This window comes from Protofrankia sp. Cr2, assembly GCF_963555885.1.
In the GTDB taxonomy this organism is placed as follows: domain Bacteria; phylum Actinomycetota; class Actinomycetes; order Frankiales; family Frankiaceae; genus Protofrankia.
In genome coordinates, this window is record NZ_CAUVXG010000022.1 from 1 (window position 1) to 10726 (window position 10726).

Below are 10726 nucleotides of genomic sequence, written 5' to 3' on the forward strand. Positions count from 1 at the left end.
CGGGGCGGGGTAGCCGTCCCGAGCGGCCAGCTCCATCGGCGCGGTGACCGGTGGTGCGGGCAGCGGCGCTGGCATCGCCTCCAGCTCAGGCGGCGGCCTCTGCACCTGCACCTGCGCGGACGCAGGTGCAGGCTCCGCGAGCGCGGACACGGTGCCCGGCGCAGAGGTGCCGCCAGCGCCGTTCGACTCGGTGTCGGTGTCGGCGCCATCCGCAGCCGGGGCACCCGTGACCACCATGACCGTCGGACACGGCCAGAGGCGGTCGCAGCTCGTACACAGGTCGAATTCGTTCGGCTGGTGAAGATCGAGGAGGGTCAGCAGAGCGCCGATGTGCTCGATCATCCGCGGACCGGCGAGGACGGGTCCGTTTGAGATCATACGGAGTTCCGAGCGCAGCTGGTTGCCGTAGCGCTCGACCTCGTCCGTCCGCTGATCCTCCATCGCAGGCAGCATGCACCATCGCTTCGCGGGATGTGTTACCGGTACCGCCCTTGACCGGTCAGTCTGACAACTATGCGACTGTTTGTAGTCGTTTTTTACACGATAGTAAACCGAGCGTTATACCGGATGTACAGCACAATCCGTCCATTGATGCCGTGGCGTGACCCACCGACCCGACGGCGTGGGCCGACCCAGTGGGTCGATGCGGTGTATTGATCCACTGGGTTGGTGCAGTCGCAGTGTGTTTGGTCGCTCTCATCCCCGCTCGGGGCGAACCTCGTCCGGGCGGCGAGACTGGCGCATCAGGCCCTCTTGGAGGCGGGCGAACTCCTCGATGTAGGGGCTCTCGACCTGCCCCTGGCTGCCTGCGCCGGGTTCCTTGATGCCACCCTGACGGTCGAAGACCGGTTCGAAACCGGCAAACTGCCCGCCGGCGCCACCGGGGCCGAGTCGCTCGCCGCCCTGCCCGTCGAAGGCCGGATAGTGGGTGCCGCCCGCCGCCGGCGGACCGCCACGCTCGCCCTGCCCCTCATAGCCGCCGGCGAACGATGGCAGGTTGGGTGTGCCCGGACCCGGGCGTTCGCCGGGGGCTTCGAAGGCCGGGTAGTGCGCACCGTTGGCGGCCACGCCACGCTCGCCGGGCGGGGCATCGTAGCCGAACGACGAGCCGTTGGACGACGGCACGGCCGAAGGCGGCGCAACGGCCGGCGCTCCTGAGCGTCCGGTTGTCTCGTTGCCGAGTTCCGGGTCACCGGAACCGAAGTTGTCTGACGGGTAGATCCGTGCGGACAGGCTGACTGATAGCGGGTCGCTACCGTACGTGATCACATCTACCTGATCGTCGGGCCCGATGCCACCGTTGCGGGCCAGGTCGACGAACCGGAAAAGATCAGCCCAGCGTAGCCCGTCGAGGTCCACACTGATTCGCAAAGCCATCGTTGCACCTCATCTCACGGTTGCCTGCGTGCCGATCCTCTGTTGCCTGTCGGTGCCGGTTGTCTGTCGGGGCTGGTTGCCTGTCGGTGCCGGTAGACGCGTACGCGCCCCGACACCGACTCGCCGGCCTGACCATAGCGGCCAGGTCGGCGATGGGCGGCAGCTTATACCCCGTTGGGCCTGCATTCCCCATCCGGGGAGCTTCGCGTGCTTCTATCTGGAATCGGTGCTCCCGCCGCCTGCAATCGGGTGTCGGATGACCGGGGTGGAGGCCTTTGGTGGACCACTGTTGTAGGGCATGTTCTCGCGGCAGGTAGTGTCCGGCACGTGAGTGTTGCTTCCGGCGGTGTCAACGGTGTGACCGGCGGCGGGATGGCCGGCGTCGACATGCGGGCCGGATCGTTGCCGATCAGACTTCTTCATGATCGCGTTCTGGTTGCTCCGCGTGAGGACTCGGCTGACCGTCGGTCAAAGGCTGGAATCGTCATTCCAGCCACCGCGCAGATGGGCAAGCGGCTGTCCTGGGCGGACGTCGTCGGGGTGGGCATGGCGGTGCGCACCATCCAGATGGGTGATCGTGTGCTCTACGACCCCGAGGAACGCGCCGAGGTCGAGCTGCACGGTACAACCTACATCCTGCTGCGGGAGCGGGATGTGCACGCGGTGGCCGCCGAGCGTCTGGATGACGGGCTGACCGGCCTCTATCTGTAGCCTTTACCCGATATCTGTGGCCTGTCCGGTATTCCCTCTTCGGGTAACCATGTGGCGGGTCTGACACCGCACCGGACACGTGATGTCTGGCCTGTAGCCGCGCGGGACCGTATTGTTCGCGTCGGTCGGGAGAGATCCGTTGTCTTCTCCCGACCACACGCGGATGCGGACAAACGTCACCCGCTGCATCTGCGCCAGGGTCGTTGCGTATTGTGACCACTCGATCCCGTTCGGGTATGGGCCTGAGTGGGTACCGACATGCGGTCGCGCACGGAACCTCAGTGCGCGACCGATCAGATCTGGAAAGGAAGGAGACTTCATGGCTCGTGACTTCGACGCCCGGCGGGGCGCTGATGTCGAGGAGGACGAGCTCCAGGAACAGAGCCTGGAGACGCTGAAGGCGCAGCGTGCCGGGGCTGCCGCCGATCTCGGAGATGACGTTGACGCGCTCGAGGCCGAGCTGGATCTCCCCGACGCCGAGGTCCGTGACGAGGAACTGGCCCTGCGGGTGCTGCCGAGACAGGCTGACGAGTTCACCTGCACCAGCTGCTTCCTCGTGCACCATCGCAGCCAGCTCGCCGACGTTCGCCGGACGGTCTGCTCAGACTGCGCCGCCTAGGTTGGCCGGGGCCGAAGGCCGCGCGAAAATCATCGTCGCGCGGCTGGTCGCCAGGTGCTGTCCCGTGACCATCCACGGGACAGCACGCCGACGGACGCCTGGTAGTAGAAGATCGTAATGGTGGACCTGGCCTTGCCCCTAACCTCTCGTCGCGATACCACTACCTAACGCAGCTGAACGGTTAGGGGTGGAGAGATGGTTGATACGGAGGCTTCCGCCGTCGTCGTTCCCTACCCGGGCGCATCCGGTGCGAGGGCGCTGCCGATTGTCGTCTCTCGAACGTCCCCGCCGTCGCTGCCGGCTGCTCATATCCCCCGGGTCCGTCTCTGGGAGGCCCTCGATCGGGGCGTGAGCGGCGGTATCACCATGATCAATGGGGCTGCGGGCTCGGGCAAGACCGTCCTCGCGGCATCGTGGGTCGCCGCGGTCCGATCGCCTGGGCCGGTCGCGTGGTTGTCTGTCGACGGCGCTGCGGGCACTGATCTCTGGGCACATCTGTCGTGCGCGCTCGAACGTGGGGGCATCCTGCCAACCGGACGGATTCCCGCTGGTCAGCCGCTGGCGATGATCCCGCGGCCGGCGCCGGACCGCGGCTTCGAACGGCGTTGGCGGGATCTGGCCAACGCGCTTGTGGAGCTACGGGCGCCCGCTGTGCTCATCGTCGACGACGCCCATCTGATCACCGACCCGGTCGCGATCGCCGGGCTCGAACTGCTTGCTACCGGTGCGGGCTCCGCGCTGCGCCTGGTGCTGTGCGCGCGATATCCGATCATTGCCCTGCACCGGCTCCGTCTCGAGGGACGAGTGGTGGAGATCGGTCCGACCGATCTCGCGTTCACCGCACGGGAGGCGGTGGCCCTGTTCGAGGCACACGGTGTCGATCTTCCGGGCGAGAGTCGGGACCGGCTGTTGGAACGAACCGAGGGTTGGGCTGCGGGCCTGCGGCTGTCGGCCACCCACGCGTCGTCGGTGGACGGCGGTGGCGGCCGTGATGATCTTATCGGGCGTGGCGTTGCAGAGTACCTGCGTACGGAGGTCCTTGGTCGCCAGCCGAGGGAGGTTCGGCGGGTCCTCCTGCGCGCAAGCGTTCTGGACCGCCTCACCGGGCCCCTGCTCGACACGGTCGCGGCCGAACCCTGCCCGACCGTTCGCGCGTCGGCCGGCGCCACCGGGTCGGTAGGTGCAGCCGGGCCGGCCGGGTCGGTAGGTGCCGCCGACGGTGTCCTGGGCGGCCGGGTCGTGGATGGCCGGGCGCTCTTGGCAGACTTGGCGCGGACCAATGCGTTCGTGATCGGTATCGACGGCGCGGACACCTGGTACCGCTTCCACCGCCTGCTTGTCGACATCATGCGAGCTGATCTTGCGGGGGAGGGTCGTGAGGACGAACCCGAGCTACACCTGCGGGCCGCGCTGTGGTTCGCCGAGCGCCGTGACTTCTCCGCCGCCGTCCGCCACGCAGGTCGTGCCGGGGATTGGCGCTATGCAGCCTGTCTGCTCGTCGAGGGTGGCCTCGGGGTGATCACAGGCTCAGGTGATGCTGTGCGTGAGGCCCAGGTCGGCGCATTGGTGGACGTGTTTCCGGTGGGACCTGCCGATCAGTCGACCGAGTGTGCGCTTGTGGTCGCGGCGCGCGCCGTCCGGGTGGGTGATGTCGAGGCCGCGGAGCGCTGCGTGAACAGCGCACGAATCCGGGTGGCCAGCCTTCCGGTGGGTCGCAGGCGTCTGGTCACGACCGTCCTCGATGTCCTCGAAGCGCGCTGCGCCGAACTGCGGGCGGATCCAGACGGGATGCTCACCTGTGTCCGCAGGCTGCTGCGCGCCGGCCAGCGCCCGGACGTCAGCGCCGCGCCGGAGGGAGTAGGCGATCATCAGTCCGGGCTGTGGACCAATCTGTCCGCCATGCGTGCCGTCGCCTTTGCCGCCCGCGGCCGTGCCGAGCTGTGGCGTGGTCGGCCTGATGGTGCATCCGAGTCGTTCCGGGCGGCACTGCGACTCGCTTGCGAAGTGGGCGCCCGTGATGTGGAGCTGTCGTGTCTGGGCGGACTCGCCCTGGCCCACGCCTGGCGCGGGCGGCTGCGCCAGGCCGAAGCCTGGGCCGGCAAGGCCGTGGAGGCGGACCGGAGCCGCTCGGCCGCCACTGCTCGTGACGATGTCCAGCCGGCGGCGGTCACCGGGCTTGCCGACATGCATCTTGCGATGGCGGTCGTCTCGTTCGAGACCGATGACTTTGTCACGGCCCGCGGACACGCACGCGAAGCCGAGCGCTACTGCCGGCAATGGCCACAGCCGGTGACCGCTGAGCTCCTCATTCTGTTCAATGCGGCCGTCCTGGGCCGGGCTGGAGATGTCCGGACGGCCCGGCGGTTGCTCGGCGCGCACCGTCCGGTCGGGCTGCCCGACATCTGTGTGCGGACCCGGCTGGCCACCGAGGTCGAGTTGCTGATCGCGGCGGGCAACCCGGACGCGGCGTTGGCCGCGTTGCGGCGCGGGATCACCGGACACCGCCCCGACCCGGCTGAACTGCTCGCTCTGGCCCGCGTTCAGCTGGCCCGGGCCGACACGCCTGCGGCGGTGGCGATCCTGGCTCCCCTGCTGCGGGCCGACACCGGATCCGGCTTCGGCACCATAACGGCTGCCTGCGTGCTGGACGCGGTGGCGGCCGGCCGTGGCGGCGATGTGGCACGCGCGACCGCGTCGCTGGCCCGCGCGCTGGCGTTGGCGGAAGAGGAAGGCGTCATGCGTCCCTTCGTGGACGCGGGCGAGGAGGTGCGGGCGATACTGCGGGCGCATCCAGGACTCCGGGCCGCTCATCGGGTACTCGTCGACCGGCTGCTGACCCGCGGCGAGGCTGCGCATCCTGAGCCCGGGGTGGTGCCAACCAGAACCGGGGCAGTGCCAACCGGGTCCGAGGTGGTGCCCGTGACCATGTTGCGAAGATCACAATCGTCCATGGCTCGACCGTGGCCCGAGCCGCAGCCTGCGGTGCCTACCATGGCGGACGCGCTGGCGCAACGGCGTGCGGCCGGTTCGCCCGAGGTCGAGCCGGCCGCAACCCCGTCGGCGGCCCGGCATTCCCTGTCTGCGATGCAGCATTCCCGGTCGGGGACGGCGGCACCACTGGAGTCGATGGCGGTGCCGGTCGAGCCGCTGAGCGGCCGTGAGCAGGCAGTCCTGAGTTATCTGCCGACGATGCTCACCACGGCGGAGATCGCCAAGGAGATGTTCGTCTCGGTGAACACCGTCAAGACACACTTGAAGAGCATCTACCGGAAGCTGGACGTGGCGCGCAGGCGCGATGCCGTGCAGCGCGCCCGGGCGCTCCACCTCCTGTGACAGCCGCCCTGATGTGATCGCCCTTACGTGATCGTCCAGGTGGAATCGTCATGATGGGATCATCTTGATGTGACGCTCGCCGGCCGTGTACGGGTGCCCGATGTCGTGAGTTCCCCGAAATTTCCGTCGCTGCTTCCTCACCCGGCATGGAGGATGCGCTCAAGGCGGTCGTGGCCCGAGTGTAGTCCTCGCGGCGCTGGGCGACGGCATCCGATCGTAGATGGGTGTGTCGTTCGCGACGGGTGGAGGACCGGCGGTTTCGCCCGGTTCTGGGGACGCGGCGCGGAGGTGGCTCGATGGACCAGGTGCTCGACCGGATGGAGCTGGCGCTTTCCGGCGTCGAAGTCGAGCTGGTGAGCTCGCCGGTCGGACTCGTGCACTGGCGGCTCAGGTCCGCGGGTGCGTTCGCCGACGTTCTCGATCATCCGCTGGAACGGACGCCGATTCTCGGGTGGCGTCAGGGCACCACCTCGGTCGAGGGGCGCCGACCGCCGGTGCCGTTCACGGTCGTGTGGGGATCGCTGTTGGGCGGGCGTGGACCCCTGCGGATCGTGCTCGTTCGCCGTCGTCGCTTCCGGGCTCCCGTGCGGCGTAATCTCGACCCCATGACGCTCGGTGGCGCTTTTTGGATCGCTGAGACCGAGGGTTCGTTCGAGCAACTGGTCGTGTCGGACGGGACGATCGTCGAGAGCCGCGACCTAGAACATGCCTGATTTTACCGGATGAATTTTTCGGGGATGTATCCGTCGGGAAAAATCCGACCAATGAGATGTTTCTTGGAACCGATTAATCTGTTGCACCCAGCCGGTCGGACCTGCCGTATGCCGGTCAGCCGGGAAACGGCAGTCGGATTTTCCGGCCGCAGGATGCTCGTGTGGGCCCGGCGGTGGCTCGCGACAGGCATCGGAGCAGGTGGGCGGACAAAGTTTGTTGTGCATCCGATGGTTTTCTGTTGTTTTTCATGGTGTGTTATAACCGATAAAGTAACATCAATCCCATGTCGGCAGCTTTATAGCGAGCAGGTACATGGTCATCAGGTTTGTTCCGGTACGGCCAGCGCGGCCGTGGCAGTGCCCACCGCGGGTCTGTTCACGCGGCGAGTTCCGGTGGCGAGTTCCGGTGGCGCCGCCCGTATCCGTTTGTAGGATTGCCGCCTGCGTCCGGTCCGCCGGGCGCTCTAAAACCACTCGACCCGACCTATGCGGGCGGCATGGCGAGACCGCGCTGTGACCCTCCGCCCTCAACTGTCAGTGTTCCGCCCACGGTGCTTCGCCGACGGGTTGGTGGAGGGTCAGGAGGGATTGTCCAATGCACATCATCACGTCTCCAAACCCGCAGGCCCGGGAACGGGACCTTGTCATTGGCGTCACTCCGTTCACCGAGCCGGACGCAAGGTTGACCGCCGCCGTGACCCGGGCCGGTGCCCTCGGAGTACTCGACCTGGGGCGCGACGTGGCGGCCGCGCGCACCGCGCTCGCCGACACGGCGCGCTGGGCCCGTGGCCCGTTCGGGGTGCGGGTCCCCGCCGGCTGCGCGACCGCGCCGGGCGATCTGCCGTCCGCGGTGGGCACCGTCGTTCTGTCGTCCGACCTTCTTTCAGCCGACCGTGCCCCGGTCGGCGGCTCGACCGGGGCACGGTGGGATGTCGTGACCGCCTCCGCCGGCGGTCGCCGTCGCGTCCTGGTCGAGGTCATATCGGTTGCGCAGGCGCGGGCGGCGGTCGAGGCCGGCGCGGACGGCTTGATCGCCCGGGGTTGCGAGTCCGGTGGCCGGATCGGTGACCTGACCACGTTCACACTGCTCCAGCATCTACTGCACGCCGAGCTGGACCGGCCGGTGTGGGCCGCCGGCGGGATCGGCCCGCACACTGCCGCCGCCGCGGTGGCCGGCGGAGCGCACGGGGTCGTGCTCGACGTCCAGCTCGCCTTGGTCCGGGAGATGGAACCGCGGACCGATGTGGCTGCCGCCATCCGGGCGATGGACGGTAGCGAGACCACGGTCATCGCCGGGCATCGTGTGTACGTCCGTCCCGACCTGCCGGTCGCCCACCTCGATGGTCACGACCTCGACGCAGCCGCTGTCGCCAGCCGGCTGGGTGCCCGTGACCTGCGTGCGCAGTTCCTGCCGGTCGGCCAGGACGGAGCCTTCGCGGCTCGGCTCGCTGATCGTCACATCACCGCCGGCGGGGTCGTCACAGCGGTTCGGGAGGCGATCAGGGAACATCTCGGGGCCGCCGCACGGCTCGCCCCGCTGGCCCCTGGCGCGCCCTTCGCCGTCGACCGGGGGTTGCGGATCCCGGTCGCGCAGGGGCCGATGACGAGGGTCAGTGACCGGGCGCAGTTCGCCAGGGCGGTGGCCGACGGTGGTGGCCTGCCGTTTCTCGCCCTTGCTCTGCTCAGCGGGCCCGAGGCCCGGACGCTGTTGGAGGAGACCGCAGCCCTGCTCGCCGGCGCACCGTGGGGCGTCGGAATCCTCGGTTTCGCCCCGCCGGAGATCCGTTCCGCCCAGCTGGCGGCGGTCAGCGCCGTCCGCCCGCCGTGCGTGTTGATCGCGGGTGGTCGTCCGTCCCAGTCGGCCCCGCTGGAGGCAGCCGGCATCGACACTTTCCTGCATGTGCCCTCACCCGGTCTGCTTGGTCGATTTCTCACTGACGGTGCCCGCAAGTTCGTCTTCGAGGGACGCGAGTGCGGTGGCCACGTAGGCCCACGCGCGAGCTTCCCGCTGTGGGAGAGCCAGATCGCGGGGTTGTTGGCCCACGGCGAACGGGTGGCCAACGAGGGCGGGCAACAGGCCGGCAGCGAGTTCTTCGAGGGTGTGCATGTGCTGTTCGCCGGCGGCGTGCATGATGAGCGGTCCGCGGCCATGGTTGCGGCAGCCGCGGCGCCACTGGCCGAACGCGGCGCCCGCATCGGGGTGCTGATGGGTACCGCCTACCTGTTCACCGCCGAGGCGGTTGAAACCGGTGCGATCCTGCCCGGGTTCCAGCAGGCCGCGGTGGACTGCGACGGCACCGTGTTGCTGGAGACATCGCCAGGACACGCCACCCGGTGTGTGCAGTCGGACTTCGTTCGCGCCTTTGACGAACGAAAGGCCGAACTGCTCCAGCGGGGGTTGACCCGTGCGCAGGTGTGGGAGGAGCTGGAACGTCTCAACCTCGGCCGGCTGCGGATCGCGAGCAAGGGGTTGCGTCGCGAGCGTGACCGGTTGGTCGCCGTCGACCCCGAGGCTCAGCGCCGTGAGGGCATGTTCATGATCGGCCAGGTAGCGGCGCTGCGGTCGGAACGGACCACGGTCGACGCCCTGCACACCCAGGTCACCGAGGGTGCGACCCAGGCCGTGGCCGCCAGGGTCGCCGCGCTCGGTATCGACACGAGTGCCGTCGGCGGCGGGTCGTCCGGCGTGGCCGGTGGGCGGCATGAGGTGCGCGAGGTCGCCCGTCCGCTGGATGTCGCCGTCGTCGGGATGGCCTGTGTGTTCCCGGGTGCCGCCGACGCGGACGAGTACTGGGCCAACATCGTCGGCGGCCTGGACGCGGTCACCGAGGTGCCCGGGAGCCGCTGGGACCCGAATCTCTACTACGACCCGGATGCGGGCCCGCGCGACGCGGGGCTGCGGGTGCCGTCCAAGTGGGGTGGCTTCCTGGCCCCGCTGCCGTTCGACGCGCTCAGTTTCGGGATCCCACCGAAGGCGTTGAGCAGTATCGACCCCGGGCAGCTGCTGGCCCTGGCCGTGACCGCCCGGGCCCTGCGCGACGCCGGATATGACGACCGGCCGTTCGACCGGTCGCGGACGTCAGTGGTGTTCGGCGCCGAGTCCGGCGCCGACCTCGCCTCCGCGTACGGCTTCCGGTCCACCTATCCGAGCGTCGTCGGCCCGGTTCCGCCCGCCCTCGACGAACGCCTGCCCGACCTGGACGAGAACTCCTTCCCCGGTCTGCTCGCCAACGTCATCGCCGGCCGGATCGCCAACCGCCTCGATCTCGGTGGGGTGAACTACACGGTGGACGCGGCATGCGCGTCCTCGCTGGCCGCACTCGACGCCGCCTGCAAGGAGCTGGTGGCCGGCACCTCCGACCTCGTGCTCTGCGGCGGCGTGGACACGCATAACAGCGTCCATGACTTTCTGCTGTTCTCCTCCGTCCAGGCCCTGTCACCGACCGGCCGGTCCCGCAGTTTCGACGCGGCCGCCGACGGCATCAGCCTGGGCGAGGGTGTGGCCGTCGTCGTGCTCAAACGACTTGCCGACGCCGAACGCGACGGTGACCGCATCCATGCTGTGATCAAGGCGGTGGCCGGATCGAGCGACGGCCGGGCGCTGGGATTGACCGCTCCGCGCAAGGCCGGCCAGGTGCTGGCGATGCAACGGGCATATGCCCGAGCCGGCATCTCCCCGGCCGACGTCGGTCTGGTCGAGGCGCATGCAACCGGTACGGTTGTCGGTGACCGGACGGAGCTCGCCAGCCTGACCGAGGTCTTCACCACCCACGGGGCCGCGCCGGCGAGCTGCGCGGTCGGTTCGGTGAAATCCCAGATCGGGCACACCAAGTGTGCGGCCGGTCTGGCCGGTCTGATCAAGACGGTGAAGGCGCTGGAAACCGGGGTGCGCCCGCCGACGCTGAACCTCACCCGGCCCAATCCCTACTGGGACGCCGCAACCAGCCCGTTCTTCTTCGACACCGGGGCTCGT

Annotated in this window: 6 protein-coding genes and 1 pseudogene; 5 read left to right on the forward strand and 2 right to left on the reverse strand. The window is 68.9% G+C overall.

Annotated features, from left to right (window positions below):
- A pseudogene (locus U9978_RS12235) lies at window positions 1-453 on the reverse strand (hypothetical protein); the annotation flags it as partial.
- 243 nt (window positions 454-696) lie between these two features.
- Window positions 697-1377, reverse strand: coding sequence for a hypothetical protein (locus U9978_RS12240; RefSeq protein WP_322761227.1), 681 nt, complete (start codon window positions 1375-1377; stop codon window positions 697-699).
- A 327-nt stretch (window positions 1378-1704) separates the two neighbouring features.
- Between U9978_RS12240 and U9978_RS12245 the strand changes: the two genes are divergently transcribed.
- The 5 genes from U9978_RS12245 to U9978_RS12265 form a co-directional block, all read left to right on the forward strand.
- Window positions 1705-2088 carry a co-chaperone GroES gene (locus U9978_RS12245; RefSeq protein WP_322761228.1) on the forward strand — a complete coding sequence of 128 codons (384 nt, stop codon included), beginning with the start codon at window positions 1705-1707 and terminating at the stop codon, window positions 2086-2088.
- Window positions 2089-2407: 319 nt separating this feature from the next.
- The gene (locus U9978_RS12250) at window positions 2408-2707 is read left to right on the forward strand and encodes a DUF4193 family protein (RefSeq protein WP_322761229.1); all 300 of its coding nucleotides are present in this window, start codon (window positions 2408-2410) and stop codon (window positions 2705-2707) included.
- Between the two features lie 195 nt (window positions 2708-2902).
- Window positions 2903-6040 carry a LuxR C-terminal-related transcriptional regulator gene (locus U9978_RS12255; protein WP_322761230.1) on the forward strand — a complete coding sequence of 1046 codons (3138 nt, stop codon included), beginning with the start codon at window positions 2903-2905 and terminating at the stop codon, window positions 6038-6040.
- Window positions 6041-6336: 296 nt separating this feature from the next.
- Complete coding sequence (locus U9978_RS12260) at window positions 6337-6753, forward strand: hypothetical protein (RefSeq protein WP_322761231.1); 417 nt, start codon at window positions 6337-6339, stop codon at window positions 6751-6753.
- Between the two features lie 595 nt (window positions 6754-7348).
- The coding region (locus tag U9978_RS12265) for a beta-ketoacyl synthase N-terminal-like domain-containing protein (RefSeq protein ID WP_322761232.1) at window positions 7349-10726 on the forward strand (3378 nt) is incomplete at its 3' end.